This window comes from Stenotrophomonas sp. GD03877, from assembly GCF_029840555.1.
Classification (GTDB): Bacteria; Pseudomonadota; Gammaproteobacteria; order Xanthomonadales; family Xanthomonadaceae; genus Stenotrophomonas; species Stenotrophomonas geniculata.
The window spans coordinates 1-25,684 of record NZ_JAOCCT010000044.1 but is presented as its reverse complement, the minus strand read 5'-3'; the positions used below and the strand labels follow the sequence as shown (position 1 = coordinate 25,684).

The 25,684-nt window shown below is 65.7% G+C and carries 23 protein-coding genes; 15 read left to right on the top strand and 8 right to left on the bottom strand.

Going from position 1 to position 25,684, the window contains the following annotated elements:
• The first annotated feature begins 155 nt into the window (after positions 1 to 155).
• From N5D20_RS22430 to N5D20_RS22420, 3 genes are read left to right on the top strand one after another with little or no spacing between them, the layout of a single operon-like run.
• Complete coding sequence (locus tag N5D20_RS22430; RefSeq protein WP_197579465.1) at positions 156 to 812, top strand: TetR/AcrR family transcriptional regulator; 657 nt, start codon at positions 156 to 158, stop codon at positions 810 to 812.
• Entirely contained in the window at positions 812 to 2,107 is a 1,296-nt protein-coding gene (locus N5D20_RS22425; RefSeq protein ID WP_197579458.1) for an efflux RND transporter periplasmic adaptor subunit, read from the top strand. The genes N5D20_RS22430 and N5D20_RS22425 overlap by 1 nt, the downstream gene beginning before the upstream one ends.
• Before the next feature lie 15 nt (positions 2,108 to 2,122).
• The gene (locus tag N5D20_RS22420) at positions 2,123 to 5,296 is read left to right on the top strand and encodes a multidrug efflux RND transporter permease subunit (RefSeq protein WP_143994106.1); all 3,174 of its coding nucleotides are present in this window, start codon (positions 2,123 to 2,125) and stop codon (positions 5,294 to 5,296) included.
• Between the two features lie 154 nt (positions 5,297 to 5,450).
• Here N5D20_RS22420 and N5D20_RS22415 read toward each other — a convergent pair whose 3' ends face one another.
• Together N5D20_RS22415 and N5D20_RS22410 are read right to left on the bottom strand one after the other, a co-directional pair.
• The gene (locus N5D20_RS22415) at positions 5,451 to 5,738 is read right to left on the bottom strand and encodes a hypothetical protein (protein WP_049436758.1); all 288 of its coding nucleotides are present in this window, start codon (positions 5,736 to 5,738) and stop codon (positions 5,451 to 5,453) included.
• Positions 5,739 to 5,972: 234 nt separating this feature from the next.
• The gene (locus N5D20_RS22410; RefSeq protein ID WP_099552385.1) at positions 5,973 to 7,121 is read right to left on the bottom strand and encodes an acyl-CoA dehydrogenase family protein; all 1,149 of its coding nucleotides are present in this window, start codon (positions 7,119 to 7,121) and stop codon (positions 5,973 to 5,975) included.
• 153 nt (positions 7,122 to 7,274) lie between these two features.
• On the opposite strand from N5D20_RS22410, the gene N5D20_RS22405 reads away from it, so the two are divergent.
• From N5D20_RS22405 to N5D20_RS22390, 4 genes are all read left to right on the top strand, one after another.
• Complete coding sequence (locus N5D20_RS22405) at positions 7,275 to 8,204, top strand: metalloregulator ArsR/SmtB family transcription factor (RefSeq protein WP_049465810.1); 930 nt, start codon at positions 7,275 to 7,277, stop codon at positions 8,202 to 8,204.
• Positions 8,205 to 8,217: 13 nt separating this feature from the next.
• Positions 8,218 to 9,312, top strand: a complete 1,095-nt coding sequence (locus tag N5D20_RS22400) for a homocysteine S-methyltransferase family protein (RefSeq protein ID WP_197579459.1) — start codon at positions 8,218 to 8,220, stop codon at positions 9,310 to 9,312.
• Positions 9,309 to 11,993, top strand: a complete 2,685-nt coding sequence (gene metH / locus N5D20_RS22395; protein ID WP_197579460.1) for a methionine synthase — start codon at positions 9,309 to 9,311, stop codon at positions 11,991 to 11,993. Before N5D20_RS22400 ends, metH begins: the two co-directional genes overlap by 4 nt.
• 86 nt (positions 11,994 to 12,079) lie before the next feature.
• Complete coding sequence (locus N5D20_RS22390) at positions 12,080 to 13,267, top strand: MFS transporter (RefSeq protein WP_049455476.1); 1,188 nt, start codon at positions 12,080 to 12,082, stop codon at positions 13,265 to 13,267.
• A gap of 48 nt (positions 13,268 to 13,315) precedes the next feature.
• Here the strand turns inward: N5D20_RS22390 and N5D20_RS22385 are convergent, their stop codons facing one another.
• The 5 genes from N5D20_RS22385 to N5D20_RS22365 form a co-directional block, all read right to left on the bottom strand.
• Entirely contained in the window at positions 13,316 to 14,002 is a 687-nt protein-coding gene (locus N5D20_RS22385) for a DUF2058 family protein (RefSeq protein WP_197579461.1), read from the bottom strand.
• Positions 14,003 to 14,012: 10 nt separating this feature from the next.
• Entirely contained in the window at positions 14,013 to 14,252 is a 240-nt protein-coding gene (locus N5D20_RS22380) for a SlyX family protein (protein ID WP_019660397.1), read from the bottom strand.
• Positions 14,245 to 15,594: a UDP-glucose/GDP-mannose dehydrogenase family protein gene (locus N5D20_RS22375; protein ID WP_010480421.1), complete on the bottom strand. Its 1,350-nt coding sequence runs from the start codon at positions 15,592 to 15,594 to the stop codon at positions 14,245 to 14,247. The genes N5D20_RS22380 and N5D20_RS22375 overlap by 8 nt, the downstream gene beginning before the upstream one ends.
• 23 nt (positions 15,595 to 15,617) lie before the next feature.
• The gene (locus tag N5D20_RS22370) at positions 15,618 to 16,595 is read right to left on the bottom strand and encodes an FKBP-type peptidyl-prolyl cis-trans isomerase (protein WP_010480420.1); all 978 of its coding nucleotides are present in this window, start codon (positions 16,593 to 16,595) and stop codon (positions 15,618 to 15,620) included.
• Between the two features lie 96 nt (positions 16,596 to 16,691).
• Complete coding sequence (locus N5D20_RS22365; protein ID WP_019337359.1) at positions 16,692 to 17,279, bottom strand: glutathione peroxidase; 588 nt, start codon at positions 17,277 to 17,279, stop codon at positions 16,692 to 16,694.
• A gap of 367 nt (positions 17,280 to 17,646) precedes the next feature.
• On the opposite strand from N5D20_RS22365, the gene N5D20_RS24750 reads away from it, so the two are divergent.
• From N5D20_RS24750 to N5D20_RS22335, 7 genes are all read left to right on the top strand, one after another.
• Entirely contained in the window at positions 17,647 to 17,889 is a 243-nt protein-coding gene (locus N5D20_RS24750; protein WP_329766283.1) for a hypothetical protein, read from the top strand.
• Positions 17,890 to 17,891: 2 nt separating this feature from the next.
• Positions 17,892 to 18,251, top strand: coding sequence for a GntR family transcriptional regulator (locus N5D20_RS22360; RefSeq protein ID WP_006453095.1), 360 nt, complete (start codon positions 17,892 to 17,894; stop codon positions 18,249 to 18,251).
• A complete protein-coding gene (locus N5D20_RS22355) occupies positions 18,251 to 19,126 on the top strand; it encodes an ABC transporter ATP-binding protein (RefSeq protein ID WP_197579462.1) in 876 nt (291 codons plus the stop codon). Before N5D20_RS22360 ends, N5D20_RS22355 begins: the two co-directional genes overlap by 1 nt.
• Positions 19,123 to 20,151, top strand: coding sequence for an ABC-2 transporter permease (locus tag N5D20_RS22350; protein WP_049436765.1), 1,029 nt, complete (start codon positions 19,123 to 19,125; stop codon positions 20,149 to 20,151). The genes N5D20_RS22355 and N5D20_RS22350 overlap by 4 nt, the downstream gene beginning before the upstream one ends.
• Before the next feature lie 25 nt (positions 20,152 to 20,176).
• Positions 20,177 to 21,064: a DUF2807 domain-containing protein gene (locus N5D20_RS22345; RefSeq protein ID WP_010480407.1), complete on the top strand. Its 888-nt coding sequence runs from the start codon at positions 20,177 to 20,179 to the stop codon at positions 21,062 to 21,064.
• 30 nt (positions 21,065 to 21,094) lie between these two features.
• Positions 21,095 to 21,700 carry a hypothetical protein gene (locus N5D20_RS22340; protein WP_010480405.1) on the top strand — a complete coding sequence of 202 codons (606 nt, stop codon included), beginning with the start codon at positions 21,095 to 21,097 and terminating at the stop codon, positions 21,698 to 21,700.
• A gap of 106 nt (positions 21,701 to 21,806) precedes the next feature.
• Positions 21,807 to 22,232, top strand: a complete 426-nt coding sequence (locus N5D20_RS22335; protein ID WP_010480403.1) for a hypothetical protein — start codon at positions 21,807 to 21,809, stop codon at positions 22,230 to 22,232.
• Between the two features lie 79 nt (positions 22,233 to 22,311).
• Here the strand turns inward: N5D20_RS22335 and N5D20_RS22330 are convergent, their stop codons facing one another.
• Positions 22,312 to 23,736, bottom strand: a complete 1,425-nt coding sequence (locus N5D20_RS22330) for a class II fumarate hydratase (protein WP_197579463.1) — start codon at positions 23,734 to 23,736, stop codon at positions 22,312 to 22,314.
• A gap of 292 nt (positions 23,737 to 24,028) precedes the next feature.
• Here N5D20_RS22330 and purB point away from each other — a divergent pair, with 292 nt between their 5' ends.
• Positions 24,029 to 25,396: an adenylosuccinate lyase gene (purB, locus tag N5D20_RS22325; protein ID WP_197579464.1), complete on the top strand. Its 1,368-nt coding sequence runs from the start codon at positions 24,029 to 24,031 to the stop codon at positions 25,394 to 25,396.
• Positions 25,397 to 25,684 lie beyond the last annotated feature (288 nt).

Below are 25,684 nucleotides of genomic sequence, written 5' to 3'. Positions count from 1 at the left end.
TGCTGCGGTTTAGACGCCTATTCAGTTCGCACCGGTATGGTGCTGGCGCCCGCTTCAGCACTGCCGACAGGATCGGCAAAGCGTGTTACCGGAAGACACACGCGGCGACGCCGATTCGATTCCACAATCCTGAACTGGACGGTATAGTCCACCGCGTGAATCCGGCCTACCTCCCCGTTGCCCTCGACGCACGCGATGAGCGCGTGTTCGATGCCGTGCGCGAGCTGCTGGCCCAGCAGGGCATGCAGATGAGCATGGATGCGGTGGCCCAGCACGCCGGCTGCTCCAAGCAGACCCTGTACTCTCGCTACGGCAGCAAGCAGGACCTGCTGCGCCGGGTGATGCAGCGCCACGTCGGCCACGCCACCGGCGCCATGGTCCGTGCACTCCGCACTGACGACCTGCGTGCCAGCCTGCTCCAGTTCGCCACCGACTTCCTGGAGCACTTCAACCAACCGCACGTGGGCCAGGCCTGCCGGCTGATCGCCGCCGATGCATCCCAGTTTCCCGAAGAGGCGCGTACGCTGTACCGGCATGGTGCCGGCGCGCTGACGCTTCATCTTGCTGAATGGATTGAAACCGTTTGCATGCAAGGCCAGCTCCGGCATGACGACTCGCACTTCATGGCCGAACTGCTGCTGAGCATGATCGCCGGTCAGGATTTCGACAAACAGCGCTTCCATACCCCCCATCGTGATGACGCGCAGCTGCGTCGGCGCTGGGCAGAGTTCTCCGTCGACAGCTTCCTGCGCGCCTTCGCGCCTCAGCCGTCGCCGGCCCCGTCTTCAAACCAACCCCGGAGTTCCTCCTGATGACCGCCCCACTCCGCACCCTTGCCTTGACGTGCGCCGTTGCTGTCGCGCTGGCTGCCTGCAAGAAGCCGGAACAGCAGACGCCCCCGCCGCCGGAGGTGGGCGTGATCGACGCCAAGCCGCAGACCCTGCCGCTGCAGCGCGAGCTGGTCGGCCGCCTGTCGCCGTTCCGCAGCGCCGACGTGCGTGCGCGCGTGCCGGGTGTCCTGCTCAAGCGCGTCTACCAGGAAGGCTCCCAGGTCAAGCAGGGGCAACCCCTGTTCCTGATCGACCCGGCGCCGCTGCGTGCCTCGCTCAACGCCTCCGAGGCCCAGCTGGCTTCGGCCCGCGCCACCTACGCCAATGCCAAGGTGGCCGCCGACCGCGCCCGTTCGCTGGCCCCGCAGCAGTTCGTCTCCAAGGCCGACCTGGACAACGCCGAATCGGCCGAGCGCACCGCGCTGGCCGCGGTCAAGCAGGCCGAGGCGTCGGTGACCTCTTCGCGCATCAGCCTGGGCTACACCGAAGTGACCGCGCCGATCAGCGGCGTGGCCAACAAGCAGCAGGTCACCGAAGGTGCGCTGGTCGGCCAAGGCGATGTGACCCTGCTGACCACCGTCGACCAGCTCGACCCCCTGTACGTGAACTTCTCGCTGAGCGTGGATGAGCTGACCCAGCTGCGTGCGCAGCAGGCCAAGGGCGCGCTGGCGCTGTCGGGTGACGGCAAGGCCACGGTCAACGTCAAGCTGGCCGACGGCACCACTTACAGCGAGCCGGGCACGCTGGACTTCTCTTCGACCACGGTCGACCCGGCCACCGGCGCGGTGTCGCTGCGTGCGCTGCTGCCGAACCCGCAGCAGATCCTGCTGCCGGGTGCCTTCGTCAGCTTCCAGGCCAACCTGGGCGAGCGCAACAACGCCTACCTGGTGCCGCAGCAGGCACTGCTGCGTGACACCACCGGCGGCTACGTGATGGTGGTCGGTGCCGACGGCAAGGTCATCCGCAAGAACGTGAAGACCGACGGTGCGCAGAACGGCAACTGGACCGACGGTGCGCAGAACGGCAACTGGCTGGTCAGCGACGGCCTGGCCGCCGGTGACAAGGTGATCGTGGCCGGCGTGCAGAAGGTCAAGGAAGGCGCACCGGCAGTCGCCAAGCCGTGGACCCCGGGGCAGGACGCCAACGGCAAGCCTGCCGCAGGCGGCGCCGCTCCGGCGGGCGCGGCACCGGCCGCAGGCAAGGCACCGGCCGACGCGGCCAAGCCCGAGCAGGCCGATGCGGCCAAGCCGGCAGCCACCGATTCGAACAAGCAGTAACGGGAACCTTCCGTCATGCCTAAATTTTTCATCGAACATCCAGTCTTCGCCTGGGTGGTTGCGATCCTGATCTCGCTCAGCGGCGTGATCGCGATCCTCAACCTGGGCGTGGAGTCCTATCCCAACATCGCCCCGCCGCAGGTCACCGTCTCGGCCACCTACCCGGGTGCCAGTGCCGACACCACGGAGAAGTCGGTCACTCAGGTGATCGAGCAGCAGCTGACCGGTATCGATCACCTGCTGTACTTCAGCTCCTCGTCCGCCTCCAACGGCCGTGCACAGATCACCCTGACCTTCGAGACCGGTACCGATCCGGACATCGCCCAGGTGCAGGTGCAGAACAAGGTCTCGCTGGCCACGCCACGCCTGCCCTCGGAAGTGACCCAGCAGGGCGTGGTGGTGGCCAAGGCCAACGCCGGCTTCCTGATGGTGGTGGCGCTGCAGTCCGATACCGCCGCCATCAACCGTGACGCCCTGAACGACATCGTCGGTTCGCGCGTGCTCGACCAGGTCTCGCGTATCCCCGGCGTCGGCAGCACGCAGCAGTTCGGTTCCGAGTACGCCATGAACATCTGGCTGAACCCGGAAAAGATGCAGGGTTATGGCCTGTCGGCCAGCCAGGTGCTGGCGGCGGTGCGCGCGCAGAACGTGCAGTTCGCCGCCGGTGCGCTGGGTTCGGACCCGTCGCCGGAAGGCCAGCACTTCACCGCCACGGTCTCGGCCGAAGGCCGCTTCAGTTCGCCGCAGGAGTTCGAGAACATCATCCTGCGCGCCAATGCTGACGGTTCGCGCGTGCTGCTGAAGGACATCGCCCGCGTTGCCTTCGGTGCCAACAACTACGGCTTCGACACCCAGTACAACGGCAAGCCGACCGGCGCCTTCGCCATCCAGCTGCTGCCGGGCGCCAATGCCCTGAACGTGGCCGATGCGGTGCGCGCCAAGATGGACGAACTGCAGCCCAGCTTCCCGGCCGGCGTCACCTGGTTCTCGCCGTACGACAGCACCACCTTCGTCAAGATCTCGATCCAGGAAGTGGTCAAGACGCTGTTCGAGGCGGTGTTCCTGGTGTTCCTGGTGATGCTGATCTTCCTGCAGAACTTCCGCGCCACCCTGATCCCGACCCTGGTCATCCCGGTGGCCCTGCTCGGTACCTTCCTGGGCATGTGGATGATCGGCTTCACGATCAACCAGCTGACCCTGTTCGCGATGGTGCTGGCGATCGGCATCGTGGTTGATGACGCGATCGTGGTGATCGAGAACGTCGAACGCATCATGACCGAGGAAGGCCTGGCGCCGAAGCCGGCCACGCAGAAGGCGATGACCCAGATCACCGGCGCGGTGGTGGCGATCACCGTCGTGCTGGCTGCGGTGTTCATCCCGTCCGCCCTGCAGGGCGGCGCCGCCGGTGAGATCTACAAGCAGTTCGCCCTGACCATCGCCATCTCGATGGCGTTCTCGGCGTTCCTGGCCCTGGGCTTCACCCCGGCGCTGTGCGCGACTTTCCTCAAGCCGACGCACAACGACAACCCGAACATCATCTACCGCACCTTCAACAAGTACTACGACAAGATCAGCCACACCTACGTGGGCCACATCACCTCGGCGGTGCGCCATGCGCCGCGCTGGATGATCCTGTTCGTGGTGCTGACCGCTCTGTGCGGTTTCCTGTTCACCCGCATGCCGGGCAGCTTCCTGCCGGAAGAAGACCAGGGCTATGCGCTGGCGATCGTGCAGCTGCCGCCGGGCTCGACCAAGGGCCAGACCAACGAAGTGTTCGCGCAGATGCGTGGCATCCTGGAAAAGCAGGATGGCTATGAAGGCATGCTGCAGGTGGCCGGTTTCAGCTTCGTCGGTTCCGGCGAGAACGTGGGCATGGGCTTCATCCGCCTGAAGCCGTGGGAGGAACGCAAGTTCACCGCGCCGGAGTTCATCCAGAACATGAACGGCGCGTTCTATGGCATCAAGGAAGCGCAGATCTTCGTGGTCAACCTGCCCACCGTGCAGGGCCTTGGCCAGTTCGGTGGCTTCGACATGTGGCTGCAGGACCGTAGCGGTGCCGGTTACGAGCAGCTGACCCAGGCCCGCAACATCCTGCTCGGCCAGGCCGCGCAGAAACCGGACCACCTGGTCGGTGTGCGCCCGAACGGCCTGGAAAACGCGCCGCAGCTGCAGCTGCACGTGGATCGCGTGCAAGCGCAGTCGATGGGCATGTCGGTGTCGGACGTGTACAGCACCATCCAGCTGATGCTGGCCCCGGTGTACGTCAATGACTTCTTCTATGAAGGCCGCATCAAGCGCGTGACCATGCAGGCCGATGGCCCGTACCGCACCGGCCAGGAGTCGCTGAAGAGCTTCTACAGCCCGTCCAGCCTCACCACCAATGCCGACGGTACCAACGCGATGATCCCGCTCAACACGGTGGTCAAGTCCGAATGGGTGTCGGCACCGCCGTCGCTGAGCCGCTACAACGGCTACTCGGCGATCAACATCGTCGGTTCGCAGGCACCGGGCACCAGCTCGGGTGAAGCGATGCAGACCATGGAGGCGATCGTCAACGACGACCTGCCGGCCGGTTTCGGCTACGACTGGTCCGGCATGTCCTACCAGGAAATCCTGGCCGGCAACGCGGCGACGCTGCTGCTGGTGCTGTCGATCGTAGTGGTGTTCCTGTGCCTGGCCGCGTTGTATGAAAGCTGGTCGATCCCGGTGGCGGTGCTGCTGGTAGTGCCGCTGGGCGTGCTCGGCGCCCTCGGCCTGTCCATGCTGCGTGGCCTGCCGAACGACCTGTTCTTCAAGATCGGCCTGATCACCGTGATCGGCCTGGCGGCGAAGAACGCGATCCTGATCGTCGAGTTCGCGGTGGAGCAGCGCGCAGCTGGCAAGACCCTGCGTGATGCCACCATCGAGGCGGCACGCCTGCGTTTCCGACCGATCCTGATGACCTCGTTCGCGTTCATCATGGGCGTGATCCCGATGGCGATCTCCACCGGCGCCGGCGCCAACTCCCGCCACGCCATCGGTACCGGCGTGATCGGCGGCATGCTGTTCGCCACCCTGCTCGGCCTGTTGATGATCCCGGTGTTCTTCGTGGTCGTGCGCCGCATGCTGGGCGACAAGCTGGATGAACCGTCCAAGGAGTTCATGGAACGCCAGCGTGATGCGGATGCTGCACACCGCCCGGATCGTTGATCCGGTGGTGAGCTGAAACGAGAAAGGCCCCGGAGCGATCCGGGGCCTTTTTTCTTGCCGCTTTTGAATGCATGCCAACCAAGGTTGGCATCTACCAGAGCAACGACATGCCCGGTAGCCGCCAACCTTGGTTGGCGCTCACCAGGGTAACGTCTCAGCGCAGCAGCGCAACCACCGCGCATACTGCCACGATCACCAAGGCCACCCACTGCATCGGCACGAAGAAGAAATGATGGGGCGCGGCTTCGCCCTTCTGCCGGGGCACGCGATTGAGCCACAGGCCCAGCAGCACGTTCACGGCTGCGCCGATGCCTGCACCCAACAGCACCTGCTGCAACGGAATGTTGCCTTTGGGGCCATCATGCGGAAAGAAGTACGCCAGCAGCAGGATCGCTGCAATCGGCGTCACCAGCGTCATGAAACCCCAACCGCGATAGATCATCGTGCAGACCCATGAAAAAAACGGCCTGCATTGTAGCGGGGCTTTGGAAGGGCGCCGCAGAATGAAATGTATGGCGATGCGCAGGTTGCCGCTCTGTAGAGCCGAGCCCATGCTCGGCTGCTTGCACCGGAGCCGAGCATGGGCTCGGCTCTACAGACGGCCAGAGAACAGCGCATCCGCGCATGGCGCGGATCTACTGCCGCGCCGCCAGACCGGCGGCGCGGCCACGACCACTCAGCGCAGCCCGGTCTCGTTGCGGGCGATCACCAGGCGCTGGATCTCCGAGGTACCTTCGTAGATCTCGGTGATCTTGGCATCACGGAAGTAGCGCTCCAGCGGCATTTCCTTCGAATAACCCATGCCGCCATGGATCTGCACCGCCTGGTGGGTGATCCACATCGCTGCTTCCGAAGCGGTCAGCTTGGCCACCGCGGCTTCGGTGCTGAAACGCTTGCCCTGGCCCTTCACCCATGCGGCGCGCAGGGTCAGCAGCAGCGCTGCGTCCAGCTTGCACTTCATGTCGGCGATCTTGGCCTGGGTCATCTGGAAGGTACCGATGGCTGCGCCGAACGCCTTGCGTTCCTTCACGTACTCCAGGGTCGCTTCATAGGCGGCACGGGCGATGCCGATGGCCTGCGAGGCGATGCCGATGCGGCCAGCATCAAGCACGCTCATGGCGATCTTGAAGCCCTCGCCTTCCTGGCCCAGCACGTCTTCGGCCTGCGCCACGTAATCGTTGAACTCGATCTCGCAGGTGGCCGAAGCGCGGATGCCCAGCTTCGGCTCGGTCTTGCCGCGGCCGAAACCCGCCTTGTCGGTATCGATGATGAAGGCGGTGATACCACGCGCGCCCTTGTCCGGCTCGCTCATCGCGAACAGCACGATGTACTTGGCCACCGGGCCGGAGGTGATCCAGCTCTTCTTGCCGTTGATCACGAAGGTGCCGTCGGCCTGCTTCACCGCGCGGCAGCGCATGGCGGTCGCGTCCGAACCGGACTGCGGCTCGGTCAGTGCGAATGCACCGATGGCCGTACCTTCGGCGATGGCACGCACGTAGGTCTGCTTCTGCTGCTCGGTACCATGGGTCAGAATGCCGTTGCAGAACAGCGAATTGTTGACCGACATGATGGTCGAATGGGCTGCGTCGGCGGCGGCGACCTCCACCATCGCCAGCACGTACGCAACCGGGTCCATCCCCGCGCCACCGTATTCGGTCGGCACTTCAATGCCCATCAGGCCGTTCTCGCCGAGCAGGCGGATGTTGTCCAGCGGGAACTCGCCGGTACGGTCATGGTGCTCCGCGCTCGGAGCGATCTTCTCCTGCGCGATCCGCCGCGCCACGTCCTGCAGCATCAACTGCTCTTCGGTAAAGCTGAAATCCACAACACCCTCCCGGGTACATGAAGTTATGGGCCACATACGGCGCGCCCAGGTGCCCCGATTGTACCGGGGCCCGGCGGTTTCCGTACGCCAGCGACTTGACCGCGGCAGGTCTTCTCAGCGAATATATCTCTATATCGCGATAGGTAGATATTTATGGATCTTGAAGACTGGTCGACCCGCCTGAAGGTGTTCGCCGATGCGACCCGCGTGCGCCTGCTGGCGCTGCTGGAGCAGGAGGAACTGACCGTGGCCGAACTGTCGGCGATCACCCGGCTGGCACAGCCGCGGGTGTCCACCCATCTGGCGCGCCTGAAGGAAGCCGGCCTGGTTCGCGACCGCCGTGCCGGCGTGTCGGCCTATTACCGCTTCGACGAGGCCCAGCTGGACCCGGCGCAGCGTGCATTGTGGCATGCCTTGAGCAACGGAAGCGACGACCCGCTGCTGCGCCAGGACGCCGAACGCGTCGCCGCCGTGCTGGCCCACCGCGCCTCCGACCAGAACTGGGCCGACAGCGTGGCCGGCGACATGGAGCGCCACTACTCTCCAGGCCGGACCTGGGAGGCCCTTGCGCGCACCGCGCTGCCACTGCTCGAAACCGGCGACGTGCTGGACATTGCCTCCGGTGATGGCGTGCTGGCCGAACTGGTCGCCCCGCATGCCAAGCGCTACATCTGCATCGACACCAGCGCACGCGTGGTCGCCGCCGCCAGCGAGCGCCTGCGCCGCCTGCCCAATGTGGAAGTGCGCGAGGGCGACATGCATGCCCTGCCGTTCAAGGACAGCAGCTTCGACCTGGTGGTGCTGATGCATGCGCTGACCTACGCCAGCAAACCGGCGCAGGCGGTGACCGAAGCCGCACGCGTGCTGCGCCCCGGTGGCCGCCTGCTGCTGTGCAGCCTCGCCCGACACGAGCACAAGGCAGCAGTAGAGGCTTACGGCCACGTCAACCTCGGTTTCAGTGACAAGGAACTGCGCAGGTTCGTCGACAAGGCCGGCCTGCAGGTGTCCAGCCTGGAGACAGTCACCCGCGAAAAGCGTCCGCCGCACTTCGAAGTGATTTCGCTGATCGCCAACAAGCCCTGAGCCCGAGACCGCCATGCCCGCCCTGCCCTGGTTGCATCCTGATCGTGCCAACGCCCTGCTCGACGCCCTGCGCGAGCGGATCCTGATCATCGACGGCGCGATGGGTACGATGATCCAGCGCCATGGCCTGCAGGAAGACGATTACCGTGGCGAGCGCTTCGCCGATGGCTACGACCATCTGCATGGCCCCGGCTGCGATCACGCGACACGGGAAGGCCATGACCTGAAGGGCAACAACGATCTGCTGCTGCTGACCCGGCCGCAGATCGTCGCCGACATCCACACCGCCTACCTGGAAGCGGGCGCGGATCTGGTCGAGACCAACACCTTCAACGCCACGTCGGTCAGCCAGGCCGACTACCACCTCGAACACCTGGTGTACGAGTTGAACAAGGCCGGTGCTGCTGTCGCGCGAACCTGCTGTGATGCAGTGGCTGCGACCACGCCGGGCAAGCCGCGCTTCGTGATCGGGGTGATCGGGCCGACCAGCCGCACCGCCTCGATCAGTCCCGACGTCAACGATCCGGGCTTCCGCAACACCAGCTTCGACGAGCTGCGCGACACCTATCGCGAAGCGATCGAGGGCCTGATCGACGGCGGTGCCGACACCCTCATGGTCGAGACCATCTTCGACACGCTCAACGCCAAGGCGGCGCTGTATGCGTTGGAAGAGGCGTTTGATGCGCGTGGCGCGCGCTTGCCGGTGATGATCTCCGGCACCATCACCGACGCGTCGGGACGCACCCTGTCCGGGCAGACAGCGGAAGCCTTCCATGCCTCGCTGGCGCATGCACGACCGCTGTCGATCGGACTGAACTGCGCGCTGGGTGCCGATGCCATGCGCCCGCACGTGGAAACCCTTGCACAGGTCGCCGGCTGCTACGTCAGCGCACACCCCAATGCCGGCCTGCCCAATGCCTTCGGCGAGTACGACGAAACGCCGGAGGACATGGCCAGTACCCTGCGAGGCTTCGCCGAAGATGGCCTGCTGAACCTGGTCGGCGGCTGCTGCGGTTCCACCCCCGACCATATCCGTGCGATTGCCGAGGCCGTGGCCGGGCTGCCGCCGCGCGCCCTGCCCGGTTCCCAGGAGCAGCAGGCCGCATGAGCACCTCGCCCTACACCCGCCTGTCCGGCCTGGAACCGCTGGTCATTACCCCTGACCTGCTGTTCATCAACGTCGGCGAACGCACCAACGTCACCGGCAGCGCGCAGTTCCGCAAGCTGGTCAAGGAAGGCCGCTACGAAGAAGCGGTGGACGTGGCCCGCCAGCAGGTGGCCAGCGGCGCGCAGATCCTCGACGTCAACATGGACGAGGGCCTGATCGATTCGGAAGCGGCGATGACCCGCTACCTCAACCTGATCATGTCCGAGCCGGACATCGCGCGCATCCCGGTGATGGTCGACTCCTCCAAGTGGAGCGTGATCGAGGCCGGCCTGAAATGCCTGCAGGGCAAGAGCGTGGTCAACTCGATCTCGCTGAAGGAAGGCGAGGCACTGTTCCGCGAACACGCACGCAAGGTCCTGCGCTATGGCGCCGCCGCGGTGGTGATGGCTTTCGATGAAAGCGGGCAGGCCGATACCTGCGCGCGCAAGGTCGAGATCTGCACCCGCGCCTACCGCATCCTCGTCGACGAGATCGGTTTCCCGCCACAGGACATCATCTTCGACCCGAACATCTTCGCCGTCGCCACCGGTATCGAAGAGCACGACAACTATGCAGTGGACTTCATCGAAGCCACCCGCATCATCAAGCAGACGCTGCCGCACTGCCATGTGTCCGGCGGTGTCTCCAACGTGTCGTTCTCGTTCCGTGGCAACGAAACGGTACGCCAGGCCATCCACTCGGTGTTCCTGTACCACGCCATCGCCGCCGGCATGGACATGGGCATCGTCAACGCCGGCGCCATGCCGATCTACGACGAGCTGGAGCCGGAACTGCGCGAGCGCGTGGAGGATGTGATCCTCAACCGCCGCAGCGACGCCACCGAGCGCCTGCTGGAAATCGCCGAGCGCTACAAGGGCAAGAAGGGCGCGGCGAAGACCGAGGACCTGGCCTGGCGCGAGAAGCCGGTGGCGCAGCGCCTGGCGCACGCGCTGGTGCATGGCCTGGACGCCTATGTGGAAGAGGACACCGAACTGGCCCGGCAGGCCTCCAGCCGCCCACTGGATGTGATCGAAGGCCCGCTGATGGACGGCATGAACGTGGTCGGCGACCTGTTCGGCGCCGGCAAGATGTTCCTGCCGCAGGTGGTGAAGTCCGCGCGCGTGATGAAGAAGGCGGTGGCCTACCTGCTGCCGTACATCGAAGCGGAAAAGGCGCGCAGCGGCGACACCGCCAAGAGCAACGGCAAGATCATCATGGCCACGGTGAAGGGCGATGTGCATGACATCGGCAAGAACATCGTCGGCGTGGTCCTGGCCTGCAACAACTTTGAAGTAGTCGACCTTGGCGTGATGGTGCCGGCACAGAAGATCCTCGATGCCGCGCGCGAACACAACGCCGACCTGATCGGCCTGTCCGGACTGATCACTCCGTCGCTGGAGGAGATGAGCCACGTGGCTCGCGAGATGCAGCGCCAGGGCTTCGACCTGCCGCTGCTGATCGGTGGCGCCACTACCTCGCGTGCGCATACCGCGCTGAAGATCGACCCGCATTACAAGGCCCCCACGGTGTGGGTGAAAGATGCCTCGCGCGCGGTCGGCGTGGCCCAGTCGCTGATCTCGCGTGACCTGCGTGAGGCCTTCGTTGCCGCCAACGAGGCCGACTATGCCGAGATCCGCGCGCGCCACCGCAATCGCGGCGATGCCAAGCGCCTGGTCACGCTGGAACATGCACGCGGACAGAAGTTCCAGGGCGGCTGGGACAGCTACACGCCGCCGGCACCAAACCAGCCCGGCCTGCACGTATTCGACGACTACCCGCTGGCCGAACTGGTCGAGTACATCGACTGGACGCCGTTCTTCCAGGCCTGGGAGCTGGCCGGCAAGTTCCCGGCCATCCTCACCGACGAGATCGTCGGCACTCAGGCCAGCGATCTGTACAAGGACGCACGCGCGATGCTCGACCGCATCGTCGGTGAGAAGTGGCTGACCGCCAAGGCGGTGTTCGGCCTGTGGCCGGCCAACAGCGTCGGCGACGACGTGCGCGTGCAGCACCCGCGGGGCGAGACCACGCTGCACTTCCTGCGCCAGCAGGTGGACAAGCCGGCCGAGCGCCCCGATTTCTGCCTGGCCGATTTCATCGCGCCGGCCGACAGCGGCCAGCAGGACTGGATCGGCGCCTTCGCGGTGACCGCCGGCATCGGCATCGACGCCCACGTGGCGCGCTTCGAGGCCGACCATGACGATTACAACGCGATCCTGCTCAAGGCCCTCGCCGACCGCTTCGCTGAAGCGTTGGCCGAGCGGCTGCACCAGCGCGTACGCACGGAATTCTGGGGCTACGACTACGCCGAGACGCTGGACAACGAGGCACTGATCGACGAGCAGTATCGCGGTATCCGCCCCGCGCCGGGCTATCCCGCCTGCCCGGAGCACAGCGAAAAGCGCTGCCTGTTCGACCTGCTGCAGGCCGAAGCGAACGCCGGCATGGCGTTGACCGAGAGCTTCGCGATGCTGCCGACCGCAGCGGTATCGGGTTACTACTTCAGCCACCCGCAGAGCCAGTATTTCGTGGTCGGCCGGCTCAGCCGCGAACAGGTCGGCGACTACGCACGCCGCAAGGGCGTGGACCGCGCCCAGGCCGAGCGCTGGCTGGCCTCCAACCTCGACTACGATCCCGAATGACACAGAAAGGGGACGGAGGGGATCAAGTCGTTTGTGCCCCAAACGACTTGATCCCCTCCGTCCCCTTTTTGCTTCATCATTCCGCGATGACTGTCCCCGTTGCCCGCCTCTCCAGCTTCTACCTGTTCTACTACGCAGCACTCGGTGCGTTCACCCCGTACTGGAGCCTGTTCCTCACTGCGCGCGGCATGAGCGTGACCGCGATCAGCGTGATGATGGGCCTGTGGTATGCAACGCGCGTGGTTGCGCCCAGCACCTGGACCTCGCTGGCGGCGGCCTCGCCACGGCCGATCCGCCTGCTGCGTATCGGCTGCCTGCTGACCCTGATCAGCTTCGCCGCGTTCCTGCTTCCTCTGCCGCAGCCGTGGATGTATCCGGCAATGGTGGTGTTCTGCTTCTTCTACAACGCGGTAATGCCGCAGTTCGAGTCGATCACCCTCACCCATCTCGGCAGCGACAGCCATCGCTACGGCCTGATCCGGGTCTGGGGCTCACTGGGCTTCATCGCCATCGTGACCCTGTTCGGCTGGCTGATCGAAGGTGACGGCACCTCCAGCCGCGCCGGGCTGCTGCCGTGGATGATGCTGCCGCTGTTCGTCCTGCTGGTCGCTTCCGCCTTCAGCAATCACTACGCACGCGGCATCGGCCGGACCGAGGGCGACGCCAGTGGCTTCTGGCAGATCGTGCGCCGCCCTCCGGTGCTCGCGTTCTTCCTCGCTGCCTTCATGGAGCAGCTTTCGTTCGGACCGTACTACACGTTCTTCTCGGTCTACATGGACCATCACGGCTACCGCACATCCACGCTCGGCCTGCTGTGGACCATCGGCGTGGTGTTCGAGGTCGGCGTGTTCTTCACCATCGGCCGCTTCTTCCGTCGCTACGACGCCAGCTGGATGCTGCTGATCGCGCTGGTCAGTTCCTGCCTGCGCTGGGCGGTCACCGCGCTGTTCCCGGAGAACCTGCCGGTGATGCTGCTGGCCCAGACCGCGCATGCGCTCGGCTTTGCTGCCTTCTTCGCCGCAGCCATGCAGATGCTGGCGACCTATTTCCCGGGCCGCCTCAACGGCCATGGCCAAGGCCTGCTGTACGGTTTCTCGTCCGGTGTCGGCGGCGTGCTGGGCGCGCTCATTGCCGGCCAGCTGTGGAAGATCGATGATGGCCGCACCGCATTCCTGGCGGGGAGCGGGTTTGCCCTGGTCGGCGCATTGCTGTGCTTCTTCGCACTGAGCCTGCCGTTGATCCGTGCACGCCGCAGCATTGCGCGCGCCCGGTAACGAAAACGCCGGGCAATGCCCGGCGTTTTCATCGTGCGGCAGGTGTAGTTACCAGACCAGGTCGTCCGGCACCTGGTACTGCGGGTCCGCGTACGGATCTTCCTCGCCCGACGCATCCGGATCGACCTTCAGCGCCACCGAGGCGGCGAACACCGCTTCGGACTGTGCCAGCACGTCGGCAGTCACCAGCAGGTAGCGGCCATTGAGCTGCACCACGCCCAGCTCACCGGCATTGAGCGCGGTCAACTGTTCGGCGGTCACGTAGATGCGCTTGATCTTGCCGCCATACGGGAAGTGGCGGGCGATGTCCGCCGCCTCGGCGTTGAGGCTCTTGTCCTTCAGCAGTTCTTCCAGCTTGGCCTTCGCCTCGCGGCGAACGCGTGCTTCTTCCTGCTTCAGGCGCTCGGTCTCGATGCGCTCTTCCTTCTCCCGCTGCGCGCGGATGGCATAGGCCTTGGCCAGGTCCATCTCTTCGGCGCTGCGCGGCTTGCGCGGGCCCTGCTGTCCCTGGCCACCGCGCGCATGCCCGCCGGGCTTGCCCGCGCCACCATGACCGTGCCCGCGACGCTCGCCGGGCTTGTGCTCGCCCTTGCCTGCGCCCTGCGGCTTTCCATTGCCGTTGCCACCCTTGCCCTGCGGGCGGCCATCACGGCGGGGGCCATCATTCTTGCGCTCGGGCTTGGGCGCGGGCTTGAAGCCCAGGCCCATCAGCTGGTCGCGGAGGGTATCGCTCATAGGATTCGGATCAGTAGTGCGGCGGCGGCGGTTCGCTCGCCGGATCAGAAGAATTCAGTGCGTTGCGGACCTTGCCCAGGTCTTCCAGCAGCACGCGCAGCACATCGGCGTTGCGCATGCCCTGCATGCGGGCGTCGGCCAGCGCATCGCTCAGTTCGGCCAGCGCCTGTTCCTGGAAGGACACGCGCATTTCCAGCTCGACCAGGCGCGCTTCCAGCGCCTGCTCGCGTTCAGTGGGCAGATCAGACATGCAACGAGCGCCCCCGGCCAATGCCGTAGTACGCAAGACCTGCGGCCTCCACTTCGCCCGGCTCATACAGGTTGCGGCCGTCGAACACCACTGCGTCCTTCAACTGCTCGCGCAGCTTCTGGAAGTCGGGGCTGCGGAACTGCTTCCACTCGGTGACCACCACCAGTGCATCGGCGCCCTGCAGTGCTTCGCCTGCCGTGCTGCAGAACGTGAGGTCGTCGCGCTCACCGAAGATGCGCTGCGATTCATGCATCGCTTCCGGGTCGTAGGCACGCACGGTGGCACCGCCTTCCCAGAGCTGGGCCAGCAGGCGACGGCTGGAGGCCTCACGCATGTCGTCGGTGTTCGGCTTGAAGGCCAGGCCCCATACGGCGAACGTCTTGCCGCGCACGCCTTCGTCCTCGCCCTTGTCGTAATGGCGCTGGATGAGGGCGAACAGGTGGCCCTTCTGTGCATCGTTGACCGCTTCAACCGCATTGAGCAGCTTCGGCTCCAGGCCATACTGCTGGGCGGTACGGGCCAGTGCCTGCACGTCCTTCGGGAAGCACGAGCCACCGTAGCCGGCGCCCGGGTAGATGAAGTGCCAGCCGATGCGCGGGTCCGAGCCGATGCCCTGGCGGACCTGCTCGACGTCGGCACCGACGCGTTCGGCGATGTTGGCGATTTCGTTCATGAACGAAATCTTGGTTGCCAGCATCGCGTTGGCCGCGTACTTGGTCAGCTCGGCCGAGCGCACGTCCATTTCCACCACACGGTCGTGGTTGCGGTTGAACGGCGCGTACAGGCGACGCATCACCGCCACCGATTCCTCGCTGGTCGCACCGATGATGATGCGGTCCGGGCGCATGCAGTCGGCGACTGCGTCGCCTTCCTTCAGGAATTCCGGGTTGGACACCACGTCGAAGGCGATGTCCGCGCCCCGCGCGGCCAGCTCTTCAGCGATGGCCGCACGCACCTTGTCGGCGGTGCCGACCGGCACCGTCGACTTGTTGACCACCACGGTCGGCACGCTCATGTGCCGGCCGATGGTGCGGGCCACGGCCAGCACGTACTGCAGATCGGCGCTGCCATCCTCGTCCGGGGGCGTGCCAACGGCGATGAACACCACCTGGCCATGCTCGATGGCGGCCGCCGCATCGGTGGTGAACGCCAGCCGCGAGGCGGCATGGTTGGCCTTCACCATCGGCTCAAGGCCCGGCTCATAGATCGGGATGATGCCCTGGTTGAGTCCATCGACCTTGGCCTGATCGATGTCCACGCAGACCACCTGGTGGCCTGCGTCGGCCAGGCAGGTACCGGTCACCAGTCCAACGTAACCGGTACCAAAAATCGCAACGCGCATATCCGTATTCGCTCCTGAATGACTTACGGCAGAACGCCCAGCAGCTCGACGTCGAACGTCAGAGTCGCGTTCGGGCCGATCGGGCCGCCCGGGGTGCCGTTCTCGCCGTAGGCCAGTTCGCCCGGGATCCAGAAGCGGTACTTCGAACCGACCGGCATCAGCGCGACGCCTTCGGTCCAGCCCTTGATCACCTGGTCCAGGCCGAACTCGGCCGGCTGGCGGCCGTAGGAACTGTCGAACACGGTGCCGTTGAGCAGCTTGCCTTCGTAGTTCACGCGCACCTTGCTGCTCGGCAGCGGACGCTCGCCGCTACCCGGGCGGATCACTTGGTACTGCAGGCCCGACGAGGTGGTCACCACGCCCGGCTGGGTCTTGTTCTTGGCCAGGAATGCGTTGCCTTCCGTGCGGTTGGTCTGCGCAGCCTGGGCGGCCTTGGCCTGCATTTCAGCCTGCTTGGCACCCATGAAGGCCTGGATGGTGGCGGTCGCGTCAGCTTCCGTCATCTTCGGCTGGCCCTTGGTCAGGCCGGTGCTGATCGCGTCAAACAGCGAGGCGACATCGATATCGTCCTTCAGCTGCGCCAGCGACGGGCCCACCGAGTAGGAACCGATCATCTGCGACACCTTGACGCGGTCGACCTTCGGCGGCTGCGAACCCGGTGCCACGCCCGGCACCTGCTGGCCGCTGCGGGCCATCACGACCTGGCGCAGGGCGGCATCGGTGGCCTTGGCCTGTTCCTGGGTGATCTGCGGCTGCAGGCCCTCGAACGAGCGCTCAACGGCGGTGCGCAGGGCGGCCACATCGATCTCTTCGGCGATCGGGGTGAACGACTTGGCCACGTCCAGGCCGATGGCGTAGCCGAGCTTCTGCTTGGGGGAATTCAAGGTAGCGGTCTCCTTGGCGGCTGCGGGGGCAGCCGGTTGTTGCGACAGAGCGACACCCGAAGTGCCCATCGCCAGAATCAGAACCGACGCCGCGGCGCCGCGCATTCCCATCTTCATTCGCTGCATTCCTGGAAGTGTCTGGGCGCCGACGTCGGCGCGAAAAGAAGCATTGTCGCACGCATGCCGTCGATGTCGAGGCATGCGTGCCGGATATCAATGCGTGGCGGCTGCCGCCAGCGCCTTGTCGATGGCCGCGGTCAGCTGCGGATCGTCCGGCGTCACCTTGCTGGCGAACTGGGCAATGACCTTGCCATCGCGGCCCACGAGGTATTTGTGGAAGTTCCAGGCCGGCGCAACGCCGGTCGCTGCGGTCAAGCGCTGGTACAGCGGCGTGGCCTGGGTACCGACCACATGCACCTTCTCGAACATCGGGAACTTGACGCCATAGGTCAGGGTGCAGAAGTCCTGGATCTGCTTCTCGTCACCCGGTTCCTGGCCCTTGAAGTCATTGGAAGGGAAGCCCAGCACCGCAAAACCGCGGCCGGCATAGCGCTTCTGCAGCGCCTCCAGCCCTTCGTACTGCGGCGTGTAGCCACACTTGCTGGCGGTGTTGACCACCAGCAGCACCTGCCCGTGATAGCGCTGCTGCAGATTCACCTGCTGCTTGCTGGCCAACGGCCGGTATTCCAGATCGAGCAGGTCGGCCGCCAGCGCACTGGCGGAACCGGCGGCGCCGGCCACCATCAGGGCCAGCAGGGACAGGCCGCGCAGGCGGCACGGGGAAACGGTCGGCAGGGGCATCAGAGGCGGTCCGCGGTAGCCATTCACAAGGCCCGGCCAGCGCTGGCCGGGAATCGGCCGAACTATAGCACCGGGCTCCGGCACCCCTGATCGCACAGGCCCACACGGGCTTTGCGCTGCGTGGCGGATGCGCTGCCCGGGCGCCATCGATGGCGCAGCGATGACATAGCATGGACATCACTGAATGGAAGGCGGCCCCGGGAGGACCCCTGCGGCAGTTTTATTTCCCTTTTAAATCAATCAAATAAAGGGATATTTCAGCAATCTGACCACCCCTGCCATCAGTTGGGGACGGCAAGGGGTTGCACGCAGGCGTGCCGGTGTTATAGTTGCATACAACACCAGTCACCTGAGACAGGGGGAAGCCATGAACGTCCGGATCCGTCGCAACCTCACCGCACCCGCGGCCGTCGCTGTTTCGACCCTGCTCGTGCTGGCCTGGTGGGCCACGCCCACCGCCCCTGCTTCTGCCGCTGCTGAAAGTCCGCAGGACGCAACGCTCTCCCCGGCAGGGAACGCCCCCTCCTCCTCCCCTCCCCCGCGTCGGCTGCACAGCGCGCTGTCCATGCCGTATTTCTCGTTCGCCCAGCCGCTGACCCCACGGAGCTGAATATGAGCGACATCCAGTGGAGCGACGGCGCTCCCATCTACCGTCAGTTGAAGGAGCGCGTGATCGCCATGATGCTCGACGGAATCCTCAAGCCGGGCGATGCCCTGCCTTCGGTGCGCCAGGTGGCCGCCGACTATCAACTCAACCCCATCACCGTTTCGCGCGCTTACCAGGAACTGGCCGACGAAGGCCTGGTCGAGAAGCGCCGCGGCCTGGGCATGTTCATGACCGAGCAGGCGGCCACGCAGCTGCGCAGCAGCGAGCGCGACCGTTTCCTCAACGAAGAATGGCCCGCGGTTCTGGAGCGCATCCAGCGCCTGGGCCTGAGCCTCGACGAATTGCTGCCCCAGGGGAAAGTCTGATGAATAGCAACGCAAGTGAGTCGGTCATCACCGCCCGAGGCCTGCGCAAGGCCTACAAGACCACGGTCGCCCTCGACAATGCCAGTTTCAGCATTCCAAGCGGGCGTATCGTCGGCCTGATCGGGCCCAATGGCGCCGGCAAGACCACCGCGCTGAAGGCCCTTCTGGGCCTGACCTCGGTGGAGGGTGAACTGAGCGTGCTCGGCCGCGACCCGCGACTGCACCGCGACGAGCTGATGAACGACATCTGCTTCATCGCCGACGTCGCCGTACTGCCGCGCTGGCTGAAGGTCCGCGAGGCGATCGACTTCGTCGCCGGCGTGCATCCGCGCTTCGACCGCGCCCGCTGCGAGCGCTTCCTGGCCAACACCAAGCTGCAGCCGAAGCAGCGCGTGCGCGAACTGTCCAAGGGCATGATCGTGCAGCTGCACCTGGCGCTGGTGATGGCCATCGATGCCCGCATCCTGGTGCTGGACGAACCGACCCTGGGCCTGGACATCCTGTACCGCAAGGAGTTCTACCAGCGCCTGCTGGAAGACTACTTCGACGAACAGAAGACCATCATCGTCACCACCCACCAGGTGGAGGAGATCGAGCACATCCTCAGCGACGTGATGTTCATCCGCGACGGCCGCATCGTGCTCGACGCGGAAATGGACGACGTCGGCCAGCGCTACACCGAGCTGCTGGTCAATGCCGACCAGCTGGACACCGCGCGCGCCCTGAAGCCGATCGACGAGCGCAGCCTGGCGTTCGGCAAGACAGTGATGCTGTTCGATGGCGTGCCGCGCGCCCAGCTTTCCTCCCTCGGCGAGACCCGCATCCCGGGCCTGGCCGACCTGTTCGTCGCCATCATGAAGGGTACCTACGCATGAATGCCGTCAACCACCCCGTCAGCCCGATCGGCACCCTGCGCTGGCTGCTCAAGCGCGAGTACTGGGAGAACCGCGGCGGTTTCCTGTATGCCCCGTTGATCGCTGGCCTGATCTCGCTGGTGATGAGCATCGCCGGCATTGCCTTCGGCCTCTTCGCACTGAACCGTGCAGCGCGCGACGGCGGCCTGCACATCGATGGCGAGAACGTGAACATCAATGGCCTGAACCTGGCCCTGCTCACCCGTGACATCAGTGCCAAGGACCTTGCTGATCTTGGCAACGGCCTGGACCTGACTCTGGTGCTCAGTTCAAGTTGGCCGTTCCTGGTGCTGGCCTTCGTGGTGTTCTTCTACTGCCTGGGCGCCCTGTACGACGATCGCCGCGACCGCAGCATCCTGTTCTGGAAATCGTTGCCGCTGTCGGACACGCAGACCGTGCTGTCCAAGGTGATCAGCGCACTGATCGTGGCACCGTTGATCGCGGTGATCGCCGGCATCCTCACCATGTTCGGCTTCATGCTGATCATCAGTGCCGTCGCGCTGCTGCACGGTGGCAGCCCGATGACCCTGATCTGGGGCCCGGCCAGCCCGCTGACCCTTGCCGCTGGGCACCTGGCCTGGATTCCGGTCTATGCCCTGTGGGCCCTGCCCACCGCCGGCTGGCTGCTGCTGTGCTCGGCATGGGCCAGGAGCAAGCCGTTCCTGTGGGCGGTGATGCTGCCGTTGTTTGCCGGCATCATTGTCAGCTCCACCAAGATGATGCCGCTGTTCGGCCTGACCACCGGCTGGTTCTGGCAGAACATCGTCGGTCGCCTGCTGCTGGGGGGCGTACCCGGCATGGACCTGCTGTATCGCCTCGGCGCCGACGAAGCCTCGCGCCGCGATCTGGACTCGGTCGTCAGTCTGATGTCCCCCGCCTCGCAGCTGAAGTCGCTGGCGATGCCGGAACTGTGGATCGGCGCCGTCGTCGGTGCAGTGTTCATCTTCCTTGCCATCCGCCTGCGCAAGCGCGCCGGCGAGATCTGATCCCATCCATCCGGAGGCATTACCCATGCGTTCCCTGCTCGCCTGTTCTGCGTTGTTGCTGTTGCCGTTGTCGGCGCTGGCCGCCGATGCTCCGAACTGCAAGTTCACTGCTGCCCGCGCGCTGAAGCTGGACGTGGCCGGTGCCAAGACGGTGGTGTTCGAGGTCAACCAGCATGACCTGAAGGTGGTCGCCAGCGCTGGCGGCGGCCAGCTGGACGGCCGCGCCTGCGCGTCCAGCCAGGAATGGCTGGACCAGCTGGTACTGGACCAGCGCAAGGTGGGCGACAAGCTGGTGGTGAGCCTGCGCCGCGACGGCCGCCAAAGTGGCATCAGTCTGGGCAACAGCTACGCCTGGCTGGATATCCGCGGCAGCGTGCCGGACAACCTGCCGCTGCAGTTCAAGGTCGGCTCGGGCGATGCCAGCGTGGAAAACGCACAGTCCCTCAGCGTGGACGTCGGCTCAGGTGACGCGGTGGCCCGCGGCACCCGCGGCAGCATCCACGCTGCAGTGGGTTCCGGCGACCTCAACATCGATGGCGGCAGTTCCTTGAACCTGCTGTCGCTGGGTTCCGGCGACGTCACCGTACGCAACATCAGCGGCGACGCCAGCACCGGTACCGTCGGCTCCGGTGACCTGAAGATCACCGATGTACGTGGCAACGCGCGGCTGGACACGGTGGGCTCGGGTGACATCGAGTTCAAGCGCGTGCAGGGCAACGTTGAAGTGGGCGTGGTCGGCTCCGGCGGCGTCGACCTGGCCGACATCGGCGGCAATGTGCACGTCCGCAGCCACGGCTCGGGCGACATCCACGTCGACGGCGTGCGCGGCACCCTGACCGTCGATCACAGCGGCAGCGGTGACGTCGATCATCGCAACGTCAGCGGGCGGGTCACTCTGCCGCGCAGCAAGTAACCCTCTTCCAGACACTATCAGGGGAACACCATGAACCTGTTACGCCTGTTGCCCGCTGTGCTGCTGTCCCTGCCGCTGATCGCCTGCGGCGGCACGTCGTCCGCGCCCGACAAGACCGTCGGCAAAAGCGTCGCCGAAGCCACAGGTGGCGTTGGCGAGACCGTCAGAAACGCCATGGACGATGCCCGCAAGGATATCGCCCAGGGCAACATCAAGATCTCGGCGGACAAGCAGCCGCGTGCGGAGATCACCCCGGATGGCCGCCTGCTGATCGCGGGCAAGGAGATCGCTGCCAACGATATCCAGCGCCGCCATCTGCAGGACTACCGCGGCCACGTGGTCGCCATCGCGATGGACGGCATGGATGTCGGTCTGGCAGGCGCCAAACTGGGTGCCAGCGCGGCCGGCGAAGCGCTGAAGGGCATTTTCAGCGGCGACAGCGAAGGTGTCGAAAAGCGCATCAATGCCGAAGCCGAGAAGATCGAAGCCCAGGCCAAGCGCATCTGCGACCGCCTTCCGGCGATGCTGGCCAGCCAGCAGGCGCTCGCACGCGAACTGCCGGCGTTCAAGCCCTACGCGACCATGGACCAGGGCGACGTGGACGACTGCGGCAAGGACACCGTGGTCCAGCGCTAGGCCTGTGACAGATCAGCGCACCCGGCCGGCAGCGGCGTCCGGCTGCCGGCCGTAGTGCGCCGTCCGGCTTACAATGGCGGCCCCGGACGCCCCCGAACCGAATGTCATGAAGAAGCTGTTTCTGCTGCTGACCGCCCTGCTCTGCCTCGGCCTGGTCGGCTGTGACCAGGAATACCGCAACCACCGTGCCGAGCGCGGCAAGCCCAAGATTTCCGTCAGCGAAGGCATGGTCACCGTGCGTCGCCCGCCAGCACCGAACATCATCATCCTCGCCGATGGCACGATGAAGATGGACGAGATCCAGATTCCGCTGGACGACGGACAGAAGCAGATGCTGCAGACCATGTTCGGCAAGCTGCAGGTGCTGCGCCAGAACACCCTGGTGGCCGCACCGGCCGATCCCAACATGCAGCCGGTGAAGATCCAGCCGCCCGAGGGCATGGAAGTGATTCCGACGGACCTGATCCAGCGCATCCCCGAGTTCAAGGATTACACCGACACCTTCGGCAACATCGTCGCCGACCGTCGCTGAAGAAAAACGCCGCCAGAGGGCGGCGTTTCCTTTTGTAGAGCCGGGCATGGGCTCGGCTCTACAGATTACAGAATCCGGATCAACCGCCGCCACCGCCACCGGCCTGGATGCCACCGGCCGTCAGCGCGGCCGGGTCCAGCAGACGACGCAGCTCGGCTTCGGCCAACCCGCTGTCCTCCAGTGCCACGTCCAGCACCGGGCGCTGTTCCTTGTAGGCACGCTTGGCAATCGCCGCAGCCTTCTCGTAGCCGATGATCGGATTCAGTGCGGTGACCAGGATCGGATTACGCGCCAGCGCCTCGGCCACGCGATCCTCACGCACCTTCAGCCCGGCGATCGCGCTGTCCGCCAACAGGGTCGACACGTTGGCGAGCAGGCCGATGCCATCGAGCAGGTTCACCGCGATCAGCGGCAGCGTGACGTTGAGCTGGAAGTTGCCGGTCTGGCCAGCCACGGTGATCGCGGCGTGGTGGCCGATGACCTGCGCACAGGCCATCACGGTCGCTTCCGGAATCACCGGATTGACCTTGCCCGGCATGATCGAGCTGCCCGGCTGCAGTGCCGGCAGTTCGATCTCGCCCAGCCCGGCCAGCGGACCGGCGTTCATCCAGCGAAGGTCATTGGCGATCTTGATCAGCGCCACGGCCAGCGCATTGAGCTGGCCGGACAGCTCGACTGCATCGTCCTGCGCGGCCAGGCCTTCGAACTTGTTCTCGGCGCTGTCGAACTTGAAACCGGTCTGCTGCTTCAGCGCCTTGGCGACCTGCGCGCCAAAACGTGGGTCGGCGTTGATGCCGGTGCCGATGGCGGTGCCGCCCAGCGGCAGGCGACGCACGCGCTTGAGGCTGTCTTCGATGCGCTCCTGCGCCGAGGCCAGCTGCGCCGACCACGCACCGAATTCCTGCTCGAAGGTGAGCGGCATCGCATCCATCAGGTGGGTACGGCCGGTCTTGACCACCTTGCGCAGGCTGCGGCCCTTCTTGTCCAGGGTCTTGCGCAGGTGCACCAGCGCCGGCAGCAGCTGCTCATGCGTCGCCAGTACCGCCGACACGCGCAGCGCGGTTGGAATCACGTCGTTGGAGCTCTGCCCCTGGTTGACGTGGTCATTGGGGTGCACGGTGGTCTTGCCCGCCTTGCCGGCACGGTTGGCCAGTGTTGCGATGACCTCATTGGCATTCATGTTCGAGGAAGTGCCCGAACCCGTCTGGTAGACATCGATCGGGAACTGCGCGTCCCAGGTGCCGGCGGCCACTTCGGCGGCGGCGGTCTGGATGGCCTTGGCCACATTCTTCGGCAGGTGGCCCAGCTCGGCGTTGACGCCCGCGGCGGCGCCCTTGACCAGGCCCAGGGCACGGATGAAACCGCGCGGCATGCGCTGGCCCGACACCGGGAAGTTCTGCACGGCACGCTGGGTCTGGGCGCCCCACAGGGCGTCCACAGGCACCTGCAGCTCGCCCATGCTGTCGTGTTCGATTCTGAAACCCTTGCTTGCAGCTTTGCTCATTGCATCAACTCCGCACTACTTCAGTTGGGGAAAGGGAAGCGGCGGCTGGCAGGGTGTCGCTTCCCGGGCTGGCGGCTGCGCCAACGATACTCCCTTGCCCGCAGCGTGGGATGACGAGCGCGGGCCAGATCGTTTCATCCGCAGGGCCGTGTTGTAGAACCGAACCTACCCTCGGCTGGCCCGTGGGCGCTGGATTACCCGGAGCAGCCGCGCGTGGGCTCGGCTCTACAGGGCACGCCTGCTCGGCACGTCGTAGAATATGGCCCCCGCCGCTCGTCCCAGCCCTGCCGACATGTCCGATTCCGCCCTGCTCGCCCTGTCCCCGCTCGATGGCCGCTATGCCGGCAAGGTCGATGCCCTGCGCCCGATCTTCTCCGAGTACGGCCTGATCAAGGCCCGCATCACGGTCGAAGTGGAGTGGCTGCTGGCCCTGGCCGCCGAGCCGGGCATCGTCGAGCTGGCCCCGTTCTCCGACGCCGCCGTCGCCCGCCTGCGCGCCCTGGCCGCCAGCTTCAGCCCGGCCCAGGCCGCGCGCGTGAAGGAAATCGAGCGCACCACCAACCATGACGTCAAGGCGGTGGAGTACTTCATCAAGGAACAGCTGAAGGACGACACCGAGCTGGCACCGGCGCTGGAATTCGTGCATTTCGCCTGCACCAGCGAAGACATCAACAACCTCAGCTACGGCCTGATGCTGGAGCAGGCCCGCCGCGAGGTGCTGCTGCCGACCCTGGACGGCATCGCCAACAGCCTGCGCAGCCTGGCCCACGCCCAGGCCGGCCAGCCGATGCTGTCGCGCACCCACGGCCAGACCGCCTCGCCGACCACCCTGGGCAAGGAACTGGCCAACGTGGTCGCGCGCCTGGAGCGCCAGCGCAGGCAGATCGCTGCCGTCGAGCTGACCGGCAAGATCAACGGCGCGGTAGGCAACTACAACGCGCACGTGGCCAGCTACCCGGACGTGGACTGGCCGGCCTTCGCCGAGCGCTTCGTGACCGGCCTGGGCCTGGTGTTCAACCCGTACACCACGCAGATCGAGCCGCACGACAACATCGCCGAGATCGGCGATGCCGCGCGCCGCGCCAACATCATCCTGATCGACCTGGCCCGTGACATCTGGGGCTACGTTTCGCTGGGCTACTTCAAGCAGCGCCTGAAGGAAGGCGAAGTCGGCTCGTCGACGATGCCGCACAAGGTCAACCCGATCGATTTCGAGAATGCGGAAGGCAACTTCGGCATCGCCAACGCGCTGTTCGAGCACTTCAGCGCGAAGCTGCCGATCAGCCGCTGGCAGCGTGACCTGACCGATTCCACCGTGCTGCGTGCACTGGGCACCGCGTTCGGCCACAGCCAGGTGGCACTGGATTCGCTGGCCAAGGGCCTGGGCAAGCTGGAAGCGAACCCGCAGCGCCTGGACGCGGATCTGGACGCGGCCTGGGAAGTGCTGGCCGAAGCCGTGCAGACGGTGATGCGCCGCCATGGCCTGCCGAATCCGTACGAGCAGCTGAAGGCGCTGACCCGTGGCCAGGGCATCACCGCCGAGTCGATGCGTGCGTTCGTGCAGGGGCTGGAGCTGCCGGCGGATGCGAAGCAGCGCCTGCTGGAGATGACCCCGGGCAGCTACACCGGTCTGGCGGAATCGCTGGCGAAGAAGATCTAAGGTTTTCCTGCGGCGGCGGCTGCGGGCGCTGCCTGCGGCAGGCAACGGCAACAGCAACATAAACGTCAAGAGCGGCTCTGGATTGCTGCTAGCTGGGCGGGTCGGGATGGGCCAGCGGGACACGCCGTGAACCCGTCCCTGGGGGCTCGATGGCGCCATCCATGGCGCCAACGGTCCCGCTGGCCCATCCCGACCCGCCTCTGACAGATTCCCGGTGACGGATCGAAGAGCACTGGGTTGTCGGGACGGAATTTGAGAGGGACGCGGCTTCGCCGCGTCCCTCTTTGT

Coding starts and splice junctions, on each gene's coding strand:
- N5D20_RS22425 (WP_197579458.1), top strand. CDS start 812: ATGACCGCCCCACTCCGCACCCTTGCCTTGACGTGCGCCGTTGCTGTC.
- N5D20_RS22420 (WP_143994106.1), top strand. CDS start 2,123: ATGCCTAAATTTTTCATCGAACATCCAGTCTTCGCCTGGGTGGTTGCG.
- N5D20_RS22415 (WP_049436758.1), bottom strand. CDS start 5,738: ATGATCTATCGCGGTTGGGGTTTCATGACGCTGGTGACGCCGATTGCA.
- N5D20_RS22405 (WP_049465810.1), top strand. CDS start 7,275: ATGGATCTTGAAGACTGGTCGACCCGCCTGAAGGTGTTCGCCGATGCG.
- N5D20_RS22400 (WP_197579459.1), top strand. CDS start 8,218: ATGCCCGCCCTGCCCTGGTTGCATCCTGATCGTGCCAACGCCCTGCTC.
- metH (WP_197579460.1), top strand. CDS start 9,309: ATGAGCACCTCGCCCTACACCCGCCTGTCCGGCCTGGAACCGCTGGTC.
- N5D20_RS22390 (WP_049455476.1), top strand. CDS start 12,080: ATGACTGTCCCCGTTGCCCGCCTCTCCAGCTTCTACCTGTTCTACTAC.
- N5D20_RS22385 (WP_197579461.1), bottom strand. CDS start 14,002: ATGAGCGATACCCTCCGCGACCAGCTGATGGGCCTGGGCTTCAAGCCC.
- N5D20_RS22380 (WP_019660397.1), bottom strand. CDS start 14,252: ATGTCTGATCTGCCCACTGAACGCGAGCAGGCGCTGGAAGCGCGCCTG.
- N5D20_RS22375 (WP_010480421.1), bottom strand. CDS start 15,594: ATGCGCGTTGCGATTTTTGGTACCGGTTACGTTGGACTGGTGACCGGT.
- N5D20_RS22370 (WP_010480420.1), bottom strand. CDS start 16,595: ATGAAGATGGGAATGCGCGGCGCCGCGGCGTCGGTTCTGATTCTGGCG.
- N5D20_RS22365 (WP_019337359.1), bottom strand. CDS start 17,279: ATGCCCCTGCCGACCGTTTCCCCGTGCCGCCTGCGCGGCCTGTCCCTG.
- N5D20_RS24750 (WP_329766283.1), top strand. CDS start 17,647: ATGAACGTCCGGATCCGTCGCAACCTCACCGCACCCGCGGCCGTCGCT.
- N5D20_RS22360 (WP_006453095.1), top strand. CDS start 17,892: ATGAGCGACATCCAGTGGAGCGACGGCGCTCCCATCTACCGTCAGTTG.
- N5D20_RS22355 (WP_197579462.1), top strand. CDS start 18,251: ATGAATAGCAACGCAAGTGAGTCGGTCATCACCGCCCGAGGCCTGCGC.
- N5D20_RS22350 (WP_049436765.1), top strand. CDS start 19,123: ATGAATGCCGTCAACCACCCCGTCAGCCCGATCGGCACCCTGCGCTGG.
- N5D20_RS22345 (WP_010480407.1), top strand. CDS start 20,177: ATGCGTTCCCTGCTCGCCTGTTCTGCGTTGTTGCTGTTGCCGTTGTCG.
- N5D20_RS22340 (WP_010480405.1), top strand. CDS start 21,095: ATGAACCTGTTACGCCTGTTGCCCGCTGTGCTGCTGTCCCTGCCGCTG.
- N5D20_RS22335 (WP_010480403.1), top strand. CDS start 21,807: ATGAAGAAGCTGTTTCTGCTGCTGACCGCCCTGCTCTGCCTCGGCCTG.
- N5D20_RS22330 (WP_197579463.1), bottom strand. CDS start 23,736: ATGAGCAAAGCTGCAAGCAAGGGTTTCAGAATCGAACACGACAGCATG.
- purB (WP_197579464.1), top strand. CDS start 24,029: ATGTCCGATTCCGCCCTGCTCGCCCTGTCCCCGCTCGATGGCCGCTAT.